At 68.7% G+C, this 20285-nt stretch carries 19 protein-coding genes and 1 tRNA gene; 13 read left to right on the forward strand and 7 right to left on the reverse strand.

Features of this window, described 5'->3' with window-relative positions:
• Positions 1-50: 50 nt before the first annotated feature.
• The 5 genes from ybeY to AC10V3_RS02545 all read right to left on the reverse strand — a co-directional run bounded on the left by ybeY (position 51) and on the right by AC10V3_RS02545 (position 5506).
• A complete protein-coding gene (ybeY, locus tag AC10V3_RS02525) occupies positions 51-803 on the reverse strand; it encodes an rRNA maturation RNase YbeY (RefSeq protein ID WP_490923064.1) in 753 nt (250 codons plus the stop codon).
• Positions 804-1802 (reverse strand): PhoH family protein, encoded by a 999-nt coding sequence (locus tag AC10V3_RS02530; protein WP_022533603.1) that lies wholly within the window; start codon positions 1800-1802, stop codon positions 804-806.
• A gap of 34 nt (positions 1803-1836) precedes the next feature.
• Positions 1837-3198, reverse strand: coding sequence for a tRNA (N6-isopentenyl adenosine(37)-C2)-methylthiotransferase MiaB (gene miaB / locus AC10V3_RS02535; RefSeq protein WP_490923065.1), 1362 nt, complete (start codon positions 3196-3198; stop codon positions 1837-1839).
• A gap of 103 nt (positions 3199-3301) precedes the next feature.
• Positions 3302-3697, reverse strand: coding sequence for a hypothetical protein (locus AC10V3_RS02540; RefSeq protein ID WP_022533605.1), 396 nt, complete (start codon positions 3695-3697; stop codon positions 3302-3304).
• Positions 3698-3820: 123 nt separating this feature from the next.
• A complete protein-coding gene (locus AC10V3_RS02545) occupies positions 3821-5506 on the reverse strand; it encodes a ClcB-like voltage-gated chloride channel protein (RefSeq protein ID WP_041680941.1) in 1686 nt (561 codons plus the stop codon).
• A gap of 315 nt (positions 5507-5821) precedes the next feature.
• On the opposite strand from AC10V3_RS02545, the gene AC10V3_RS02550 reads away from it, so the two are divergent.
• Positions 5822-7417 (forward strand): DEAD/DEAH box helicase, encoded by a 1596-nt coding sequence (locus AC10V3_RS02550; protein WP_490923066.1) that lies wholly within the window; start codon positions 5822-5824, stop codon positions 7415-7417.
• An 18-nt stretch (positions 7418-7435) separates the two neighbouring features.
• Positions 7436-8482 (forward strand): serine/threonine protein kinase, encoded by a 1047-nt coding sequence (locus AC10V3_RS02555; RefSeq protein WP_022533608.1) that lies wholly within the window; start codon positions 7436-7438, stop codon positions 8480-8482.
• 49 nt (positions 8483-8531) lie between these two features.
• Here AC10V3_RS02555 and AC10V3_RS02560 read toward each other — a convergent pair whose 3' ends face one another.
• Positions 8532-8972 (reverse strand): universal stress protein, encoded by a 441-nt coding sequence (locus AC10V3_RS02560; protein ID WP_022533609.1) that lies wholly within the window; start codon positions 8970-8972, stop codon positions 8532-8534.
• Between the two features lie 394 nt (positions 8973-9366).
• On the opposite strand from AC10V3_RS02560, the gene AC10V3_RS02565 reads away from it, so the two are divergent.
• The 11 genes from AC10V3_RS02565 to AC10V3_RS02615 all read left to right on the forward strand — a co-directional run bounded on the left by AC10V3_RS02565 (position 9367) and on the right by AC10V3_RS02615 (position 19985).
• A complete protein-coding gene (locus AC10V3_RS02565) occupies positions 9367-10431 on the forward strand; it encodes a CaiB/BaiF CoA transferase family protein (RefSeq protein WP_349605529.1) in 1065 nt (354 codons plus the stop codon).
• 65 nt (positions 10432-10496) lie between these two features.
• The gene (locus AC10V3_RS02570; protein WP_349605530.1) at positions 10497-10907 is read left to right on the forward strand and encodes a carboxymuconolactone decarboxylase family protein; all 411 of its coding nucleotides are present in this window, start codon (positions 10497-10499) and stop codon (positions 10905-10907) included.
• Between the two features lie 283 nt (positions 10908-11190).
• Positions 11191-11667, forward strand: a complete 477-nt coding sequence (locus tag AC10V3_RS02575) for a LuxR C-terminal-related transcriptional regulator (protein ID WP_490923067.1) — start codon at positions 11191-11193, stop codon at positions 11665-11667.
• 379 nt (positions 11668-12046) lie between these two features.
• A complete protein-coding gene (locus AC10V3_RS02580; RefSeq protein WP_490923068.1) occupies positions 12047-13669 on the forward strand; it encodes a L,D-transpeptidase family protein in 1623 nt (540 codons plus the stop codon).
• A gap of 30 nt (positions 13670-13699) precedes the next feature.
• Positions 13700-14287, forward strand: coding sequence for a YcbK family protein (locus AC10V3_RS02585; protein ID WP_022533616.1), 588 nt, complete (start codon positions 13700-13702; stop codon positions 14285-14287).
• Positions 14288-14562: 275 nt separating this feature from the next.
• A complete protein-coding gene (locus AC10V3_RS02590) occupies positions 14563-14844 on the forward strand; it encodes a UxaA family hydrolase (RefSeq protein WP_022533617.1) in 282 nt (93 codons plus the stop codon).
• A 53-nt stretch (positions 14845-14897) separates the two neighbouring features.
• Positions 14898-16073, forward strand: coding sequence for a UxaA family hydrolase (locus tag AC10V3_RS02595; protein WP_022533618.1), 1176 nt, complete (start codon positions 14898-14900; stop codon positions 16071-16073).
• A complete protein-coding gene (locus AC10V3_RS02600) occupies positions 16073-17008 on the forward strand; it encodes a hydroxyacid dehydrogenase (RefSeq protein ID WP_490923648.1) in 936 nt (311 codons plus the stop codon). The genes AC10V3_RS02595 and AC10V3_RS02600 overlap by 1 nt, the downstream gene beginning before the upstream one ends.
• Entirely contained in the window at positions 17005-18021 is a 1017-nt protein-coding gene (locus tag AC10V3_RS02605; RefSeq protein WP_490923069.1) for an Ldh family oxidoreductase, read from the forward strand. Before AC10V3_RS02600 ends, AC10V3_RS02605 begins: the two co-directional genes overlap by 4 nt.
• Positions 18022-18088: 67 nt before the next feature.
• Positions 18089-19120, forward strand: coding sequence for a tripartite tricarboxylate transporter substrate binding protein (locus tag AC10V3_RS02610; protein ID WP_041680942.1), 1032 nt, complete (start codon positions 18089-18091; stop codon positions 19118-19120).
• A 124-nt stretch (positions 19121-19244) separates the two neighbouring features.
• On the forward strand, positions 19245-19985 hold the full coding sequence (locus AC10V3_RS02615) for a GntR family transcriptional regulator (RefSeq protein WP_349605540.1): 741 nt from the start codon (positions 19245-19247) through the stop codon (positions 19983-19985).
• Between the two features lie 108 nt (positions 19986-20093).
• Here AC10V3_RS02615 and AC10V3_RS02620 read toward each other — a convergent pair.
• Positions 20094-20170: transfer RNA gene (locus AC10V3_RS02620), tRNA-Met, on the reverse strand.
• Positions 20171-20285: the final 115 nt, after the last annotated feature.

Consider the following 20285-nt stretch of genomic DNA (forward strand, 5'->3'; position numbering starts at 1 on the left):
AACAAGTGATGCAGGCGGCGCCCGTCAGGACGCCGCCTGTGCGGGCGGCATCACGCGGTCGCGATGCGCTCCGCAAGATAGGGATCGGCATAACCCAGCGCCTGCAGCGTCTCGGTCTCGATCGCCTCCATTTCCTCGGCCTCGGCCTCGTCCTCATGCTCATAGCCCTGCGCATGCAGCACGCCGTGCACGATCAGGTGCGCATAGTGCGCTTCCAGCGGCTTGTGCTGCTCGCGCGCCTCGGCTTCCACCACCGGGCAGCACAGCACGATATCGCCCGTGACCGGGTCTTCCTCGTTCTCCGCATAGGCAAAGGTCAGCACGTTGGTGGCGTAGTCCTTGCCGCGATAGGTGCGGTTCAGCGTGCGGCCTTCTTCCTCGCCGACAAAGCGGATGGTCAGCGTGGCGTCGGCGTACAGCGCCGACTTGACCCAGGTTTCGATCTTGCGGCGCGGCGGCAGGCCGGCGCGCTTGCCGACACCGTCGCCATTCTGGATCTCGAGTTCCAGGGCGGGCGGGGTGGCCGGGGTGCCCGTGGTGGTGACCACCGGCGTGGCGGTCACGGCCACCGACAGTGCGTCATGGTTGTCCGGGCGCACCAGCAGGCCGGCCTGCTGGTTGGTATCGGTATGCTCGGCCAGCAGCGCGAGCACGCCGTCGGCGGCCTGCGACAGGTCCAGGGTGATGCTGCGGCCGTCGGCCAGCTGCACGCGCAGCGCGTGCGCGGCGCTCTTGCGCGCGCGGCCTTCGTTATCGAACAGGGTCAGGCTGACGCCGGAAGACTTGGATTTCTGGGATTTCAATTACGCGTCCTTGTGCTGGGCGTGGTATTCGTCATAGGCATCGACGATGCGCGCCACCAGCGGATGGCGCACCACGTCGATGCTGGTAAAGCGGGTGCAGGCGATGCCGCGCACGTCGCGCAGCACGTGCTGCGCCTCCACCAGGCCGCTCTTCTGGCCCTTGGGCAGGTCGATCTGCGTGATGTCGCCGGTGATCACCGCCTTCGAGCCGAATCCTATGCGCGTGAGGAACATCTTCATCTGCTCGGGCGTGGTGTTCTGCGCCTCGTCCAGGATGATGAAGGCATGGTTCAGCGTGCGCCCGCGCATATAGGCCAGCGGCGCGATCTCGATCATCTGGCGCTCGAACATCTTCTGCGTGCGGTCGAAGCCGAGCAGGTCGTACAGCGCGTCATACAGGGGGCGCAGGTAGGGATCGACCTTCTGCGCCAGGTCGCCGGGCAGGAAGCCCAGGCGCTCGCCGGCTTCCACCGCCGGGCGCGTCAGCACGATGCGCTTGACCGCATCGCGCTCCAGCGCGTCGACCGCGCACGCCACCGCCAGGTAGGTCTTGCCGGTGCCGGCCGGGCCGATGCCCATGGTCAGGTCGTGCGACAGGATATTGCGCAGGTAGTCGCGCTGCGCCACGGTGCGGCCCTGCAGGCCGGGGCGGCGGGTGTGCAGCACCGGCGATTCGTCGCCGATCTCGCGCTCTTCGACATCGTCGCCGTTGCCGGGCAGGTAGCTGCCGTGGGCGGACAGCTGGCGCGTTTCCACCAGGCCCAGCTGCACGTCGTCGATCGACAGCGGCGTGCGCGCCTGGTTGTAGAAGCGCTCCAGCGCCGCCGCGGTGTCTTGCGCATTGTTGCCGCGCACCGTCATGCGGTGGCCGCGCCGCTGGATGGTCACGTCGAGCGCCTGCTCGATCTGGCGCAGGTTTTCGTCGAGCGGCCCGCACAGGTTTTGCAGCCGGGTGTTGTCGTCCCTGGGGGCGACGAATTCTGCGGAAGGGATCTTCATCGGTTGGCGATGGCCTCGCTGAAAGCTGCGTGGATTACTGGCGTACCACGATCTCGCCGCGCAGAGAGTGCGGGAACGCCTGCGTGATGCTGACATCGACCAGCTGGCCGACCAGCCGGTCGCGGCCGGCCTGGCCGTCGTCTGTAAGGCCCGGCAGCGCGAAGTTGACCACGCGGTTGTTCTCGGTGCGTCCGTGCAGCTCGGTCGGGTCCTTGCGCGCGGGCCCTTCCACCAGGATGCGCTGCACCGAGCCGACCATGTTCCGGCTGATGCGCTGCACGTTTTCCTCGATCGTGGCCTGCAGCCGTTGCAGCCGGCGCAGCTTGACTTCGTGCGGGGTGTCGTCGTGCAGGTTGGCCGCGGGCGTGCCGGGGCGCGGGCTGAAGATAAACGAGAACGAGGTGTCGTAGCCGATCTCCTCGATCATCGCCATCAGCTTCTCGAAGTCGGCATCGGTCTCGCCGGGGAAGCCGACGATGAAGTCCGACGACATCGACATGTCCGGGCGCAGCACGCGCAGCTTGCGGATGATGCTCTTGTACTCCAGCACGCTGTAGCCGCGCTTCATCGCCATCAGGATGCGGTCGGACGCATGCTGCACCGGCAGGTGCAAATGGTTTACCAGCTTTCCGCAGCGGCCGTACAGCTCGACCAGGCGCGAGGTGAATTCCTTCGGGTGGCTGGTGGTGTAGCGGATGCGCTCGATGCCGGGGATCTCGGCCACGTACTCGATCAGCAGCGCAAAGTCGGCGATCTCGGTGGTATCGCCCATCTTGCCGCGATAGGCGTTGACGTTCTGGCCCAGCAGCGTGACTTCGCGCACGCCTTGCTCGGCCAGGCCGGCGACTTCGGCCAGCACGTCTTCGAACGGGCGCGACACTTCCTCGCCGCGGGTGTAGGGCACCACGCAGTAGCTGCAGTACTTGGAGCAGCCTTCCATGATCGAGACAAAGGCGCTCGGGCCATCGACGCGTGCCGGCGGCAGGTGGTCGAACTTCTCGATCTCGGGGAAGGAGATATCCACCTGCGACTGGCCGGTGCGCTGGCGCCGCGCGATCAGGTCGGGCAGGCGGTGCAGCGTCTGCGGGCCGAACACCACGTCGACATACGGCGCGCGCGAGACGATGCTGGCGCCTTCCTGGCTGGCCACGCAGCCGCCCACGCCGATCACCAGGTCAGGCTTGACGGCCTTGAGTGCCTTCATCCGGCCCAGTTCCGAGAACACCTTCTCCTGCGCCTTCTCGCGCACCGAGCAGGTGTTGAACAGGATCACGTCGGCGTCTTCGACGTTGTCGGTGGGTTCCAGCCCCTGGCTGGCGTGGAGGACGTCGACCATCTTGTCCGAGTCGTACTCGTTCATCTGGCAGCCGTACGTCTTGACGAAAACTTTCTTCATATGCCGATCTCAGTGGTTGACCTGGGGGCATCAGGGTGTTGCAACAACGCGGCCGGCGCGTGGGGCACGCCGGTCGCACTTCTGGGGCGAACTTCAAGGGGGACTACGATTTTGCTTTCAGCGCCTTCTGTTCGGGCTCGCTCAGCACCCAGGCCGTCAGCAGCTGGCCGTACAGGTCCAGCTTGTACCGCACCGGCAGCTTCTGGCCCGCCACCGCGGTCTTGGCCAGCAACTGGTTGTCGGTGCCGAACAGGCGCAGCCCCGGCGCCACGCCCACGGTCTTGCCGTCCAGCGTGGCCGTCTGCGGCGCGCCGGCCGACGGTGTGGCGATGACCAGCTTTGCCGCCTGCGCATCGTCCGGGATCACCCGCACCGGCTGGGCCGCCGCGCTGGCCGCGCCGAGCAGCAGGGCGCCGGCGCAGGCCAGCGCACGCCTCCGCCCGCGCGAGGGTTTGACAGACTCCGGCGCCTGGCGGCGCGCATCATGACCTGCTGGCATGGGGGGAACTCCGACAAAAAGGACGAAGCGTTGGCGGGATGGCCCGAAGGCGGGCGCAACCCGCCATTTTACCCGCTCTTTTCCCCGCTGACGGGCCTGGCGATGCGGGGATCGGGTTTGTGCTCAGAACAGGCAGGATGCCTCTTGCAGCACACGCTGCTTGGACACCGTGCCCATCAGTTCGCGGCTGGTGGTGTCGCGCACCAGCGGGATGCGGTTGATGCCGTGCTCGGCGAACACCGCCAGCGCGTCGCGCAGCCGCGAATCGGGTGTCAGCGCCGGAAAGTCGCGCTCGGCCAGTGCCAGTACGTCATCCGGCGCGCCCTCGCGCTGGGCGCGCTGCAAGGCATGGATCGACAACGCGCCCAGCAGGCGGCCGTCAGGTTCCACCAGATAGAGATAGCGCGTGCCGGTTTCGGCGAACTTGTCCGCCGCCGCGCCCAGCGTGGCGTTGGGGTCGAGCACGGTGTCGGTCGGGTCGCACAGGCCGGCCAGCGTCAGCGTGCGCGCATGCTCGGCCGCGGCCGAGGCTTGCGCGCGCTCGGCGATCACGCTGTACAGCGACAGCGTCTGGCAGCGCGACGCCGTGTAGTACGCCGCCACCGCGCCGATCATCGACGGCAGCAGCAGCGCCGGCGCCAGCGTCATCTCGAACACCATCAGCACCGACATCAGCGGCGCCTGGCTGGTGGCGGCCAGGAAGGCACTCATGCCGACCAGCGGCAGCAGCGGCGCCGCGCCGGCCGCCGTCCCCTGCATCCCGATCGCCAGCAACTGCCCGAGTGCCGCGCCGACGAACAGCGAGGGCGTGAACACGCCGCCGACCGCACCCGAGCCCATGCTGATCACGGTCGCCACCAGCTTGGCCAGCAGCACGCCGGCCACCGGCACGCTCAGCGGCTGCTCCTGCAGGATGGTCTGGATGGTGGAGTAGCCGTTGCCCACCACCTCCGGCACCGCCATCGCCAGCACGCCGACCAGCGCCCCGCCAAGCGCCAGCCGCGCCACCGGCCCGCCTGGCACGCCGGCGAAGCGGCTGCGCGCAAAGCCGGCCGCACGCATGAAGAGCGCGCCCGCGATGCCGGCGGCCACGCCCAGCGCGGCCGCGGCCAGCAGGATGTGGGGGCGAAGGTCGGGCGCGATGTCCAGGCCGGGATAGAGCGGCTGCAGGCCGCCGTGCCACTGGCTGACCATGGCGCCGGCCACCGACGCGAGGAACAACGGCATCAGCCGCTGCACCGCTAGTGCCCCGAACACCACTTCGGCAACGAAGACCGCGGCGGAAAAAGGGGTGTGATAGACGGTGGCGAGGCCCGCCGCGGCACCGCATGCGGTCAGCATGCGCCGCATATTGGAGCCGCCGCCGCGCTCCAGCCGCGTCGACGGGAACAGCGAGCCGCACAGCGCGGCCAGCTGGATCATCGCGCCTTCCTTGCCGACCGAGCTGCCGCTGACGATCGAGAAGAACGACGACAGCGCGCGCAGCAGCGTGATGCGCACCGGCAGGCGGCCGCTGCCATTGGCCACCGCCTCCATATAGTCAGTGGCGCCGCGGTGGCTGCCGGCCAGGCGGTTGGCCAGCACCAGCAGCGCCCCGGCGAGCGCGCCACCGACCGCCGGCACCACCACGCGCCACACCAGCGCCAGCGTGGCGAAGACGGCAACCACGTCGGCGTGGCTGGAAAACAGCACCACGCCGGCGCCTTCCAGCGCCTCCTTGAATAAAGTGGTGGCGATGGCCGCGACGATCCCGACCGGGATGGCCGCGAACAGGGTAACTTCCTGGTCTTCGAGGAATCGCAAGCGCATGGCGGCTTTCCGGGGCGCCGGGCAGGGCCGGGCAGGGGGCCGGGATAGTGGCCGGGGGAGGCAGCCATGATAGCGCAGCGCCACCCGCTTCGGACCAGTGTGCGCCGCCGTGCATACGGGCCTGGGCCATGTGCAGAACCGGCTCGCCCCGGGCTGGTACACTAGCGACCTTTCTTGCGCGGCCGGGCCCCGATGGTCCCGCCAGGCTGGCCCCCGGCCACTTTCGCCCTTTTCTGATCCGATAGCGCTATCGATTACACGAGCCATCCGGCGTTAGGCGCACCACGTGCGCAGCGATGGCCGAAGCAGCAATTCATGTCTTTCTCTGAACTCGGTTTGTCCGAAAAGATTGTGCGTGCCGTGGCCGAACAGGGCTACACCACGCCGACCCCCATCCAGGCCCAGGCGATCCCCGCCATCCTCAAGGGCGGCGACCTGCTCGCCGGCGCCCAGACCGGCACCGGCAAGACCGCCGGCTTTACGCTGCCGATGCTGCAGCTGCTGTCCGACACCGCCGCGGCCCGTGCCGCCAATGGTGCGCCGCGCCCGGCCCGGGTGCCGGTGCGCGCGCTGGTGTTGACGCCCACGCGGGAACTGGCCGCCCAGGTCGAGGAGAGCGTGCGCAACTACGGCAAGTACCTGCGCTTGCGCTCCATGGTGATGTTCGGCGGCGTCGGCATCAACCCGCAGATCGAGCAACTCAAGCGCGGCGTCGAGATCGTGGTGGCCACGCCCGGCCGCCTGCTGGACCACGTGTCCCAGCGCACCATCGACCTGTCGCAGGTGGAGCTGCTGGTGCTCGATGAAGCCGACCGCATGCTCGACATGGGCTTCATCCATGACATCCGCAAGATCCTCAACGTGCTGCCGGCCAAGCGCCAGAACCTGCTGTTCTCGGCGACGTTCTCGGACGATATCCGCGCGCTGGCCGACCGGCTGCTGAACAACCCGGCCTCGATCGAGGTGGCGCGCCGCAACACCACCGCCGAAACCGTGGACCAGCGCGTCTACCCGGTGGACCGCGAGCGCAAGCGCGAACTGCTGGCCCACCTGGTGCGCCAGCATGACTGGCACCAGGTGCTGGTGTTCACGCGCACCAAGCACGGCGCCAACCGCCTGGCCGAGCAGTTGACCAAGGATGGCCTGTCGGCGCTGGCGATCCACGGCAACAAGAGCCAGTCGGCGCGCACGCGCGCGCTGTCCGAGTTCAAGGCCGGCACGCTGCGCCTGCTGGTGGCGACCGATATCGCCGCGCGCGGCATCGATATCGACCAGCTGCCGCACGTGGTCAACTTCGACCTGCCCAACGTGCCGGAAGACTACGTGCACCGCATCGGCCGCACCGGCCGCGCCGGCGCCGAGGGCGAGGCGATCTCGCTGGTCTGCGTGGACGAGCATGCGCTGTTGCGCGATATCGAACGGCTGATCAAGCGCAAGCTTGAGCAGACCGCGCTGCCGGGCTTCGAAGTCGACCCCAGCATCGCGCCCGAGCCGATCCAGAAGGGCCGCCAGCAGCGCGGCGGTGGCGGCCAGGCACCAAGCCAGGGCCGCGGACGCGGCCAGGCACGTCCGGCCGGCAATGGCGCCGAAGGTGAGAGCGCCCCACGCCAGCGTCCTGCGCGCGAGCCGCGCCAGGGGCAGGGCGGCCAGCCGCAAGGCCAGCCGCGCACGCGCGCTGCCGAAGGCGGCTCGCGCGGCAACGGTTCCGGCAACGGCAACCGCACCGGCCAGCCCACCGGCGCGCGTAGCCCCGCCCCGCGCCGCGACGGCCAGGACCCGGCGCGCGGCCAGCAGCGCGCCGCGGCCCAGCCCGCGCGCCCGGCGCACGACGCCGCGCCGGCTCCCGCACGCAACCGCCGCCCTGCGCCGCAGGCCGCGCTGCTCGGCGGCAACCGCAAGCCGGCGCGCTGAGCGGACCAGGCTGACACCATGCACGCGTCCGACGCCCCGGCCGACCCCGGCGTACCCTACGCCGGCCTGACGCCGGAGCTGATGCTGGACGCGCTCGAAGCCGCCGGCCTGCGCCCCGATGGGCGCCTGCTGGCGCTCAACAGCTACGAGAACCGCGTCTGGCAGATAGGCATCGAGGATGCCGCGCCGGTCGTTGCCAAGTTCTACCGCCCCGGCCGCTGGACTGACGCGGCCATCCTCGAAGAACACGCCTTGGTGCAGCAACTGGCCGATGCCGAGATCCCGGCAGTGCCCGCCATGGCGCTGGCGCCGGGCCAAGCCGGTACGCTGCTGCACCACGCCGGCTTCCGCTTCGCGGTATTTCCCCGCTGCGGCGGCCGTGATCCCGCGCTGGACCGCTCCGACACGCTGACCTGGCTCGGCCGCTTTATCGGCCGCATCCACGGGCTCGGCGCCGCGCAGCCTTACCAGGCCCGCCCCGCACTCGACCTCGACACCTTCGGCATCGCCCCGCGCGACTGGCTGCTGGCCAGCGGCTGCATCCCCGCCGACCTGCTGCCCGCGTGGCAGTCGGTGGCGGACCTGGCGCTGGACGGCGTGCGCCGCTGCTACGAGCGCGCCGGCGATGTGCGCCTGCTGCGCGTGCATGGCGACTGCCACCGCGGCAACGTGCTGTGGATCGACGAGGACGACGCGCGCGGCGGCACTCACGGTGCGCCGGGCCCGCATTTCGTGGATTTCGACGACAGCCGCATGGCACCGGCCATCCAGGACATCTGGATGCTGCTCGAAGGCGACCGCGCGGCCATGCAGGACCAGCTGGCCGATATCGTCGCCGGCTATGAAGACTTTGCCGAGTTCCGCGCGCGCGAGCTATGGCTGGTGGAAGCGCTGCGCACACTGCGGCTGCTGCACTACAGCGCCTGGCTTGCCAGCCGCTGGGCCGACCCGGCGTTTCCCGCCGCCTTCCCGTGGTTTGGCACGGCGCGCTACTGGCAGGACCGGATCCTGGAATTGCGCGAACAGGTGGCGCTGATGGACGAAGCGCCCCTCTGGGGCGCTTGAGGTTGAGTCGCTGGCACCTCTGACGGTGCCGGTTTTCCTGCCGCTCAGATCATCCCTTTTTTTCCGGCGCTTTCACCAGCAGCACCGGGCATTGCGCCTGCGCCAGCACGCGCCCCGCCACCGAACCAATCACCGCATCGAAGAACGAGCCGCGCCCATGCGTGCCCATCACGATGGCCTGCGCATCGACCGAGCGCGCATAGGCGACGATCTTCTCCGGCGCAAAGCCGTGTAGCGCGTGCCGCTCGAATGGCACATTGGCCGCCGCCAGGATGTCGCACACGCCGACCATCGCCTTGTCGCTGGCTTCCCTGTGCCAGTCGTCGATGGTTTCCTTGCTGACAAAGGCGCGCACCTGGCCGCTCACTTCCGGCGCCACATGCACGACATGCACGGTAAAACCGCTCTGCAGCAGCTTGCCTTCGGCGATAAAGCGCGCCGCGGCGTCGCTGAAGGCCGAGCCGTCGGTGGCGAGCACGATATTGGTCATGACGGAAATCTCCTGGATGGGGGCTGTCGGACGAGTCAGGTTAAGGAACACCGCCGCATGGCGGGGATCGGTGAATGGGCGGCGCAGCGGTGCGGCGCCGCCGCCATCTGGAACCATCATGGCAGGTAGTTTCCTGCTCGGACACGATTTAGATCAAGTTGGTTCGGAAATCGGCGATGCGGCAGTGCGATAGCCGGACGCCGCCTTCGGCATGACAAATACGTCAACCTGCCTGAAACATTTGGCCATTGCCGCGCCGGCGCCGTGGCGCGTAGCATGCTCCCGAGCCCCCCGCGCCCGCTGGCGCGGCGCATCCGACCATCCAACCCATAGCGAATACAAGCCGCCGCCGCGCCCATGGCGCGGGCGGACGGCGACCCCGGAGACAACGATCATGAGTGAGCAAGGCATGCTGCCCCTGCGCGGCATCAAGGTGGTGGAGTTCGAAGGCATCGGCCCCGGCCCCTTGTGCGGTGCGATGCTGGCCGGCCTGGGCGCCGAGGTCACGCTGGTGACGCGCCCGGTCGCGCCGGACGCGCGCCGCATCCTGCGCGGCCAGCCCGTGCCGGCCGAGATGGAACTCGAGCATGGCAAGCGCGTGGTGCAGTTGAACCTGAAGTCGCCCGAAGGCGTAGCCGCCGCGCTGGACCTGGTCGCCGGCGCCGATGCGCTGATCGAAGGGCTGCGCCCTGGCGCGATGGAACGGCTCGGCCTGGGCCCCAAGGCCTGCCACGCGCGCAACCCGCGCCTGGTCTACGGCCGCATGACCGGCTGGGGCCAGACCGGCCCGCTGTCGCAGAGCGCCGGCCATGACCTGAACTACATCGCGCTGACCGGGCTGCTGTCGATGGCCGCGCGCGACGACGCGCTGCCGATGGTGCCGCCGACGGTGATGGGCGATGCCACCGGTGCGCTCGGCCTTGCCTTCGGCCTGACCAGCGCGATCCTGAGCGCGCGCGCCAACGGCGAGGGCTGCGTGGTCGATGCGGCGATCACCGATATCGTCGCCATGCTGGGCTCGCTGGTGCAGGTCTCGCGCGCCGCGGGCACGCTGGGCGGTCCGCAGCCCAGTCCCTTCCACGATTCGCCGTTCTATGACGTCTACCGTTGCGCCGACGGCCGCGCCATCACGCTGGGCGCGCTCGAGCCGCAGTTCTACCGCGAGCTGCTCGAGCGGCTGGAGCTGACCGACATCGACCCGGCAGCGCAGTACGACCGCACCCTGTGGCCGGCGGTCAAGGCTCGCATTGCGGCTTGCATCGCGGCGCAGCCGAGCACGCACTGGGAAGCGGTGCTGGGCGGCACCGACGTGTGCTTCGCGCGCGTGCTGACCCTGGACGAGGCCGCACGCCATCCGCACAACCAGGCGCGCGGCACCTATCGCCTGTACCAGCAGGACGAGCGGGAGGTCCCGCGCTCGGCACCGGCGCCGCGCTTCCTGCCAGCCGGCACGGAGTGACCGCCGCGGCCATTCGCACCGGTTCGGCTACCATGCGCTATCCCCTTGCACCGGAGACACATGCCATGGCCGAACCCACCCAACCTTCCGCCTATACCCCGACGCCCGCCTTCGAGGCCGGCCTTGACGTGCGCACCGAGGTGCTCGGGCCCACCCACGTCCAGCGCGCGCTGGACGCCGCCGCGCAGCAGGGCGACACCAGCCTGCAGCAGCTCGTCACGGAATTCGCCTGGGGCACGGTCTGGACCCGCGAGGGCCTGGACCGCAAGCAGCGCAGCCTGGCCACGGTGTCGATGCTGATCGCGCTGAACCGGCCGCAGGAACTGGCCGGGCACCTGCGCGGCGCGCTTGCCAACGGCGTCACGCCACGGGAGCTGCGTGAGCTGATGGTGCACAGCGCGGTCTACTGCGGCTTCCCCGCGGCGCTGGACGCCAGCCGCAAGCTCACCGAGGTGCTCGACGCCGCCAACGGCTAGCCCATTGTCCGCTACGGAACCATCCGACGGCGGCGCAGAGATTGCTGCAACCGCGCAGCGAGGATTCGGCGCTTCAGGACTGGGGAGGGCCCTTAACCTTGGCAGCAAGCCACACTGTCAAGGAGCCCGAAATTGCATCACGCGCTGATCGTCGACGAACCCTCCAGCTTCCGCGCGACCTTGTCCGCCCGGCTCGCCACCGAGCTGGACGCCGACCGGGTGCTGGAAACGGAGGGCATGCCCGAAGCCTTCCGCCTGGTGCGCGAGCACCAGGCCGGGGCTGGTGCTGGTCGATGCGGAATGGTTCGGCTACCCCGGCACCGAGTTCGTGCGGCGCATCTCGGCGGCGTTTCCGATGGTGCATGTGCTGGTGCTGTCCGGCAGCGATACCACGCTGGCGCCGGTGCGCGCGCTGCGCGCCGGCGCGCACGGCTTCGTCGCCAAGCAGCGCGGGCTCGCCGAGGTGCTGCAGGCGGTGCGCGGCGTGCTAAGCGGCTACCTGGTGTTCCCGATGCAGACGCTGGAGGCCGCGCGCCAGATCGGCGAGGAGCAGGATGCCGGCATGCCGCGCCTGAGCAACCGCGAGGTCACCATCCTGCAATACCTGGCGCGTGGCCATTCCAACAAGTCCATCGCGGCCGAGCTGCTGATCAGCAGCAAGACCGTCAGCACGCACAAGGCCAATATCATGGCCAAGCTCAATGTCGGCTCGCTGGTGGAGTTGGTCGACTATGCGCGCCGGCACCAGATGGTGTGGTGAGCAGCGCCCTGAGTCTGAGGTGCGCAAATTGCGTCGGCCCACGCCGTTTTGGGGGGTGGGCCTGGCAGCCGGCTGCGTGCCTGCGCAGCTCAGGGATACGTGATCGTGTACAGCACGCTGGAATTGGCGGCGCCGACGGTGGCGGCACCGGTGGCGACGTACCGCACGGTGCACTGGTTGCGCCCGCTGCCGCCGGGCATCGCGCTGGACGGTGCGCCGCGCCATCGCGCCAACGCGGGTAGACTGTGGTGGTGTACGACGAATGTGACCCGTCCGCTCGATGCCTCTGATCCTGACTGCGGCAGCACCCCACACCGGCGCCACCTCAGCGGCCACGGCTGCCCGAAAACCTTCCGTTCTGGCTGCGCACGAGGCCGCCATGCGTGGCCGCGGCGCGTGGCTCGCGCGCAGTCTTGCCGCCGCGGTGCTGGCCTGTGCAGCCGCGGCGCTGGTGCCGGTCGCATTCGCGCAAGCGCCGGCGCAGGCGCCGGCGACGGTGCAGGGGCCACTGTGGTTCGCCCAGGGACGCCCGGTGCCGGAAGCCCGCCAGGCGGTCGACGCGCTCGCCGGTGTCGCCGCCGATGGGCTGGATCCCCGCGACTACGATGCCGACGCGCTGCGCCAGGCGGTGACCCAGGCGGCCACCGGCCCCGTGCTGCCACCCGACGCCGCGGCGCGCCTCGATGCCGCGCTGACTGGCGCGATGGAGCGGATGCTGGCCGACCTGCACGCCGGCCGCGTCAACCCGCGCGCCGTCCACGCCAACTTCAGCCCGCAGGCCGACCGCCCCTTCGACGCCGCCATGGTGCTGCGCGATGCCGTGGCGCAGCACCGGCTCCCCGACGCCGTCCAGCAGGCCGCGCCGTCATTCCCGCTGTACGGCACGCTGCGCCAGGCGCTGGGCCGGTATCGCGAGATCGCCAGGCAGCCGGTCTGGTTGCAGCCACTGCCGGCGCTGCCCGGCAGCAAGCTCACGCCGGGCCAGCGGTGGGCTGGCAACGTGGCGCTGGCCGCCCGCCTGGCCGGACTGGGCGACCTGCCGGGGGGGACGCCGGTGCCGCCGCGCTATGAAGGCGCGCTGGTCGACGGCGTCAAGGCGTTCCAGTCGCGGCACGGCCTGCAGCCCGATGGCGTGATCGGGCAGGCCACGCTGGCGCAGCTCAACGCACCCATCGCCAGCCGTGTGCGGCAGATCGAACTGACCATGGAGCGCATGCGCTGGACGCCGCTGGACGGTCCGCGCATGATCGTGGTCAACGTCCCCGAGTTCATGCTGCGCGCCTATGAAGTGCGCGACGGCAAGCTCGATATCAAGCTGGAAATGAAGGTGATCGTCGGCAAGGCGCTCGATACGCGCACGCCGCTGTTCAGTGAAGACATGCGCTATATCGAGTTCAGCCCGTACTGGAACGTGCCGCCGTCGATTGCCAAACGCGAGACCATCCCGCGCCTGCGCCAGGACCCCGGCTACTTCGACCGGCAAGGGCTGGAGTTCGTGACCGGCGACGGCAAGGCGGTGACCACGCTGTCAGAGGAGAACCTGGACGCGGTGCTCAATGGCCGCATGCGCATCCGCCAGCGCCCCGGCCCGGCGAATGCGCTGGGCGACATCAAGTTCGCGTTCCCCAACAACGAGAACATCTACCTGCACCACACGCCCACGCCGCAGCTGTTCAAGCGCGACCGGCGCGACTTCAGCCACGGTTGCATCCGCGTCGAGTCGCCGGTTGCGCTGGCGCAGTTCGTGATGCAGGACATGCCGGAGTGGACCGAAGCGCGCATCCGCGATGCGATGGCGAGCCGCAAGTCGAAAACCGTGCGCCTGCAACAGCCCTTGCCCGTGGTGCTGGCCTACGGCACGGTCATCGCGCGGGCCGATGGTCGTGTATCCTTTCTCCCTGACATCTACGGTCACGATAAATTGCTGGACAACGCGCTGCGGCAACGCACCGGGCGCGCCACGCCGCCGGCACTCGCACGCGCCAGGGGCTCGACGCCATGAGGCGCGACTCGCACATCTAGAGGAAGTACCATGACTGATGCGACGCGCAAGGCACGCCGCCGCTTTCTTCATACCACCGGGACTCTGGCGCTGGCCGCGGGCCTGATGCCGCTCGCGCCGCGCAATGCGCTGGCCAGCCTGCCGGATGGACGCTCGCTGGCAAGCCTGCCAGACGCCCGCAAGCTCACTTTCGACCATACCCACACCGGCGAGCATATTTCGCTGGTCTACGCCGTGGGCGACCGCTTCCTGCCGGATGCGCTGAGTTCGCTCAACGGCTTCCTGCGCGACCATTATTCCGGCGCCGTAGGGGTGATCGATCCGCAGCTTTTCGAGGTGCTGTTCCGCGTGCGCCGCGAACTCGCCACCGACAAGCCGTTCCAGGTCATCTCCGGCTACCGCAGCCCGGCTACCAACTCGCGGCTGCGCACCTCGCGCGGCGGCGGCGTGGCGAAGCACAGCCTGCATATGGACGGCAAGGCCATCGATATCCGCGTGCCGGGCGTTGCCCTGTCCGATGTGCGCGATGCCGCCAAGTCGTTGCAGGCCGGCGGCGTCGGTTTCTACCAGGGCGAGCAGTTCGTCCACCTCGACACCGGTCGCGTGCGCTACTGGTAAGCCGGCAAGCCGGTCTTTGTCCCGGGCCCTTGTCGCGGCCTTTGTCCTCTCTTTGCTTCATTCGCCCGCATGCGCCGGGCGAACGCTGACCTGCCTCCAGGGCGGCTGACGCCGCCGCAATTCCCCTTCCTGCCTTCCCATTGACCTCGCCCGCGCAAGCGGCGGCGCAGCATTGCATTTGCTCACTCAACTAAATCATATATATGAGTTGGTTGACATGGATCATACCGTTACCTATGATCAGTTCACCGACGACCCATACCGAGGAGACAACGATGATTCATGTAGTGCTGCACGACGCGAAGGACACCGTGGCGGTCGCCGTGGTGGAGGGGATCCAGTCCGGCACCACGCTGAATGCCTGGATCATGGATGAAGACAAGATCGTGACCGTGAAGGCCCTGCAGCCGATCCCCATCGGGCACAAGGTGGCGCTGCGCGACATGGAGCCCAACGACACCGTCTACAAGTACGGCATCGACATCGGCAAGGTGGTGGCGCCGATCAAGGCGGGCGAGCACGCCCACGTGCACAACATCAAGACCAAGCGCTGGTAAGCCGGCGCGCGCGCTTCCTCTCATCTCCCCACCAAATACCAGAGACCCAAGCCATGTCCGTGATCGACCAAAACACCACCTTCTGGGGCTACCGCCGCGACAACGGTCGCGTCGGTGTGCGCAACCACGTCATCATCCTGCCGCTGGATGACCTGTCCAACGCGGCCGCCGAGGCCGTCGCCGTCGCGATCAAGGGCACCATGGCGATCCCGCACCCGTATGGTCGCCTGCAGTTCGGCCCGGACCTCGACCTGCATTTCCGCACGCTGATCGGCGCGGGCAGCAACCCCAATGTCGCCGCGGTGGTGGTGATCGGCATCGAAGAGGGCTGGACCAAGAAGGTCGTCGATGGCATCGCCAGGACCGGCAAGCCGGTGGTCGGCTTCGGCATCGAAGGCCATGGCGATCACGACACCATCATGCGCGCCTCGAAGGCGGCGAAGGAATACGTGCAGTACGCCACGGCGCTGCACCGCGTGGAGTGCCCGATCAACGAGCTGTGGGTATCGACCAAGTGCGGCGAGTCCGATACCACCTCGGGCTGCGGCGCCAACCCCACCGTCGGCAATGCCTTCGACAAGCTCCATCCGCTCGGCACCACGCTGGTGTTCGGCGAGACCTCGGAGCTCACCGGCGGCGAGCATATCGTCGCCGCGCGCTGCGCCAACGACGAGGTGCGGCACCAGTTCATGGCCATGTTCGAGCGCTACCAGGGCATGATCGACCGCTGGAAGACCTCAGACCTGTCGGAATCGCAACCGACCAAGGGCAATATCGCCGGCGGCCTCACCACCATCGAAGAGAAGGCACTGGGCAACATCCAGAAGATCGGCAAGAAGTGCACGGTCGACGGGGTGCTGGACAAGGCCGAGGAGCCGACGCATCCGGGCCTGTGGTTCATGGATTCATCATCGGCCGCTGCCGAGATGGTGACCCTGTGCGCAGCCGCCGGGTACGTGGTGCATTTCTTCCCCACTGGTCAGGGCAACGTGATCGGCAACCCCATCCTGCCGGTGATCAAGCTGTGCGCCAATCCGCGCACGGTGCGGCTGATGAGCGAGCACATGGACGTGGATTGCTCCGGCCTGCTGCAGCGCGAGCAGACCCTGGACCAGACCGGCGACAAGCTGCTCGAGTGCATGCTCGCCACGATCAACGGTCGCTGGACGGCTGCGGAGGCGCTCGGCCACCGCGAGTTCGTGCTGACCCGCATCCACGAGTCGGCATGATGAAGCGCATCTGCATCAGCGAGTTCATGGACTCGGCCGCGGTGCAGGTGCTGCGCCCGGGCTTCGACCTGCAGTACGAGCCGGCCTGGGTGGAGCGCCGCGCCGAGCTGCTGGGTGCGTTGCCCGGAGCGCACGCGCTGATCGTTCGCAATCGCACCCAGGTCGACGCGGCGCTGCTCGAGCGCGCGCCAGCGCTGCGCGTGGTCGGGCGGCTCGGGGTCGGGCTCGACAATATCGACGTCGAGGCCTGCCGCGAGCGCGGCATTCGCGTGATACCCGCGACTGGCGCCAACGCGCGCTCGGTTGCCGAGTATGTGGTCACCACCGCCGCGATGTTGCTGCGCGGCGCATACGCCAGCAGCGCCGAGCTAGCCGCCGGCCAGTGGCCGCGTGCGCGGTTGTCGGAGGGCAGGGAGGCGCTCGGCAAGACCCTGGGCCTGGTCGGCTTCGGCGACATCGGCAGGCAGGCGGCGGCGCTGGCGCAGGCCTTCGGCATGCAGGTGGTGGCCTGCGATCCGATGCTGGCGTCTGACGACCCGGTGTGGGCGCGCACAGGCGTGCGCAGCGTTTCGCTCGACACGCTGCTGGCGCAAGCCGATGCGGTCAGCCTGCATGTACCGCTGGTCGCCGCCACCCGGCACCTGATCGATGCGCAGCGGATCGCCGGCATGAAGCCGGGGGCCGTGCTGATCAATACCGCGCGCGGTGGCGTGGTCGACGAGGCGGCGCTGGCGCAGGCGCTCCGTGACGGTCACCTGGCCGGTGCGGCACTCGATGTCTTCGAGCGCGAACCGTTGCCCGCGGACAGTGTGCTCGCGGGCGTGCCTAACCTGATCCTGACCCCGCATATCGGCGGCGTGACGCGCGAGGCCAATGTGCGGGTCTCGATGATGATCGCGCAGCAGGTGCGGCAGACGCTGGAGGCCCTGTCATGAGCCGCATGCCGATGGCTGAACTGGGGCGGCTGGCCAACGCCGCATTGCGCCGCGCGGGAGCGAGCGAGCTGCAGGCCAGTGCCACGGCCACGGCGCTGGTGCGGGCCGATGCCGTAGGGCTGGCGTCGCACGGCGTGTCGCGCGTGCCGATGTACGTCGCGCACCTGCGCGAGGATCGTGTCGACGGCAGGGCCAGGCCCGCGGTGCGGTCCGCCCGGGCCAGCGCGGCGCTGGTCGATGCGGGCTGCGGTTTCGCCTTCCCCGCGTGCGACCTGGCTATCGCCGAGGCGATGCGCCGCGCCAGCGAAACCGGCGTGGGCGTCGCGGCTGTCACCAACAGTCACCATTTCGGCGCCGCGGCGCTACCGCTGGATGCCGTCGCGCGGGCCGGCATGGTGGGGATCGCGATGGGCAACTCGCCAGCGGCCATGCCTGCATGGGGCGGGCGGCGCCCGCTGTTCGGCACCAATCCGATTGCGGCCGCCTTTCCGCGCCGGGAACGCTCGCCGGTGGTGATCGACCTGTCGCTCTCGGAAGTGGCGCGCGGCAAGATCATGGTAGCGGCGAAGCAGGGCAAGCCGATCCCGCTCGGCTGGGCGCTGGACGAGGCCGGCCAGCCGACTACCGATGCGCAGGCCGCGCTGCGCGGCTCGATGCTGCCGGCAGGCGGCGTCAAGGGCGCGATGCTCGCGCTGATGGTGGAGTTGCTGGTGACATCTCTGGCGGGTGCGCAGTTCGGCGCCGAGGCCGATTCATTCTTCAGCGATGCCGGCAATCGCCCCCGCATCGGGCAACTGTTCATGGTGCTGGACCCTGGCGCCTTCGCCGGCACCGACGCGTATGCCGAGCGCGTCGAGGCGCTGCTGCAGGCGATGCTGGAAGACGAGGGCACACGCCTGCCCGGCGCGCGGCGCGATGCCGCACAGGCCGATGCCGGGGCCAATGGCATTGAGGTTCCCGACGCCTTGCTCACCGAATTGCGCGCGCTCGCAGGCGAGGAGGGCCGCGCCTAGAAATTCATTCCACAACGACAGCGGACCCGCCACGACGGGGCCGGCAACCACAAAACGGAGACACAGCATGTATCGAGGTTTGATTCGCACCGCGCTCAGGTACGGTACCGGCGCTCTGGTCGTGTTGTCCGCAGTATCCACGCTGGCCGGGCTGGCGTCCGCGCCCGCGGCGGCGCAGGGGAACGCGCAGGCCTCCGTGCCCGCCAGCGATTATCCCGGCAAGCCGATCCGCTATGTCGTGCCATTTTCGGCCGGCGGGCTGACCGATATCATGGCCCGGCTGGTGGGGCATCAGCTGTCCGAGGAGTGGAAGCGGCCCGTGGTCGTCGACAACAAGCCCGGCGGCAACGCCAATATCGGCGCCGACCAGGTCGCCAAGGCGCCGGCCGATGGCTACACCTGGCTGGCGGTCACGCTGACCCATGCGTCCAATGTCACGCTGTTCCCCAAACAGCCATTCAGCATGCAGAAGGACCTGGTGCCCGTGGCGCGCATTGCCTCGTCGCCGATGCTGGTGGTGGTGCCGGCCAGCTCGCCGATCAAGTCGATGAAGGACCTGGCCGCCGCGGCACAGAAGGGCAAGCTCAATGCCGGCTCCAGCGGCAACGGTACGCCGCCGCACCTGACCATGGCGCTGTTCGAAAGCCAGACCGGGACCAGCCTCACCCATGTGCCGTACAAGGGCGGCGCCCCGTCCATGACCGACCTGATCGGCGGGCAGATCGACGTGGTCTTCTCCAACTTCCCGGAGTCGCTGGCCTATGTGAAGGGTGGCAAGCTGCGCGCGCTGGCGGTGACGACGCGGGATCGGCATCCGCTGCTGCCCGATGTCCCCACCGTGGCCGAGGCGGGATTCCCCGACCTGATCGTCGAGAACTGGACCGGGCTGATGATGCCGGCGGGCACGCCCAGGCCGATTGTGGACAAGGTGTCGGCTTCGGTGGCGCGCATGCTGCAGGCCGACGCGCTGCGCGAGCGCATCGTCGCGGCCGGCTTCGCTCCGGCGCCGCAGACCAGCGGGCCCTTTGCCGAGTACTTCAACAGCGAGGTGACGCGCTGGGCGAAGCTGATCGAAGAGAAACATATCCGCGCGGAATGACAGCGGCTGGCCGCCCAGGCGCTCCGGTATGCTCCGGTATGATCTGGCTTATCTAGATGAATCGACCCGCGCAGCAGCCCCGCGAGGCAGGTGGCGGCGCGGGAACTCGGACAAGGAATTCAAGGTGGGTGCCAGATTTGATGCCGGCAGTGCGATCGGCGGGATCCTGTACAAGGATGTGAAGCAGGCCATCCTGTCCGCGCTGGCGGAGGGCGAGTGGAAGCCGGGGGAGGCCATCCCCTCAGAGCGCAAGCTGATCGAGCGCTTTGGCGTTTCGATCGGCACGCTGCGCAAGGCGATCGACGAGCTGGTGGCCGAAGGCATCATGATCCGCCACCAGGGCCGCGGCACCTTCGTGGCCACCCATCGGCAGGAGGACCACTTCTTCCGATTCTTCCGGATCGTGCGCCAGGACGGGCATCGCGAATATCCCACGGTACGGCTGGCGAGGTTTCGCCGCGCCAGGGCGGACAAGGAAGAGGCGGCCGCACTGGCGCTGGCGGTGGGCGATCCCGTGTTCCGCTTCACCAATGTGCTGTCGCTGGAGGGCGCGCCGATGATGATCGACGCCATCACGGTGCCGGAGGAGCGCTTCAAGGGCCTGACCGAAAAGCAGCTGCGCGAGCGGCCCAATACGCTCTACAACTTCTACCAGGACGCCTTCGGCATCAATATCATCCGTACCGAAGAACGCCTGCGCTCAGCACTGGCCGACGAGGACGATCACGCCTTGCTGGGGGTCGCCGTCGGCAGCCCGCTGCTGAAGATCCTGCGCGTTGCCTCGTCGTATCACGACGAGCGGATCGAGTATCGCGTGTCGCGGCTGGATACGAGCCGGCACGAGTTCACGTTGTCGCAGCCGTAAAGCCATCATCGTCACGCGGCAGGCCAGCACCCTGCTGTGTGACACCTTCAGCGATTCGCCAAAGAAAAAAGCCGCGAACCCATGTGGGATCGCGGCTTTTTAAATAGATGGTGGCGAATCAGGGACTCGAACCCCGGACCTGCGGATTATGATTCCGTCGCTCTAACCGACTGAGCTAATTCGCCAACGAAGACTGAGATTATACCTGGCCTTTCTAGGCTGTCAACACCTTCTTGCAAGGTTTTTTTAAAGCGCCGCGCGGCCGCAGGCAACCGCCTAAAAAAACGGCAGGCCGGATGG

Source organism: Cupriavidus sp. PB-02 (assembly GCF_058252315.1).

Bases quoted from the DNA above. Each gene is read 5' to 3' on its own strand.
- AC10V3_RS02565 (WP_349605529.1), top strand. From the start codon at position 9,367: ATGAGTGAGCAAGGCATGCTGCCCCTGCGCGGCATCAAGGTGGTGGAG.
- AC10V3_RS02560 (WP_022533609.1), bottom strand. From the start codon at position 8,972: ATGACCAATATCGTGCTCGCCACCGACGGCTCGGCCTTCAGCGACGCC.
- AC10V3_RS02545 (WP_041680941.1), bottom strand. From the start codon at position 5,506: ATGCGCTTGCGATTCCTCGAAGACCAGGAAGTTACCCTGTTCGCGGCC.
- AC10V3_RS02595 (WP_022533618.1), top strand. From the start codon at position 14,898: ATGTCCGTGATCGACCAAAACACCACCTTCTGGGGCTACCGCCGCGAC.
- AC10V3_RS02610 (WP_041680942.1), top strand. From the start codon at position 18,089: ATGTATCGAGGTTTGATTCGCACCGCGCTCAGGTACGGTACCGGCGCT.
- AC10V3_RS02540 (WP_022533605.1), bottom strand. From the start codon at position 3,697: ATGCCAGCAGGTCATGATGCGCGCCGCCAGGCGCCGGAGTCTGTCAAA.
- AC10V3_RS02605 (WP_490923069.1), top strand. From the start codon at position 17,005: ATGAGCCGCATGCCGATGGCTGAACTGGGGCGGCTGGCCAACGCCGCA.
- miaB (WP_490923065.1), bottom strand. From the start codon at position 3,198: ATGAAGAAAGTTTTCGTCAAGACGTACGGCTGCCAGATGAACGAGTAC.
- AC10V3_RS02550 (WP_490923066.1), top strand. From the start codon at position 5,822: ATGTCTTTCTCTGAACTCGGTTTGTCCGAAAAGATTGTGCGTGCCGTG.
- AC10V3_RS02555 (WP_022533608.1), top strand. From the start codon at position 7,436: ATGCACGCGTCCGACGCCCCGGCCGACCCCGGCGTACCCTACGCCGGC.
- AC10V3_RS02600 (WP_490923648.1), top strand. From the start codon at position 16,073: ATGAAGCGCATCTGCATCAGCGAGTTCATGGACTCGGCCGCGGTGCAG.
- AC10V3_RS02570 (WP_349605530.1), top strand. From the start codon at position 10,497: ATGGCCGAACCCACCCAACCTTCCGCCTATACCCCGACGCCCGCCTTC.
- AC10V3_RS02530 (WP_022533603.1), bottom strand. From the start codon at position 1,802: ATGAAGATCCCTTCCGCAGAATTCGTCGCCCCCAGGGACGACAACACC.
- AC10V3_RS02580 (WP_490923068.1), top strand. From the start codon at position 12,047: ATGCGTGGCCGCGGCGCGTGGCTCGCGCGCAGTCTTGCCGCCGCGGTG.
- AC10V3_RS02585 (WP_022533616.1), top strand. From the start codon at position 13,700: ATGACTGATGCGACGCGCAAGGCACGCCGCCGCTTTCTTCATACCACC.
- AC10V3_RS02590 (WP_022533617.1), top strand. From the start codon at position 14,563: ATGATTCATGTAGTGCTGCACGACGCGAAGGACACCGTGGCGGTCGCC.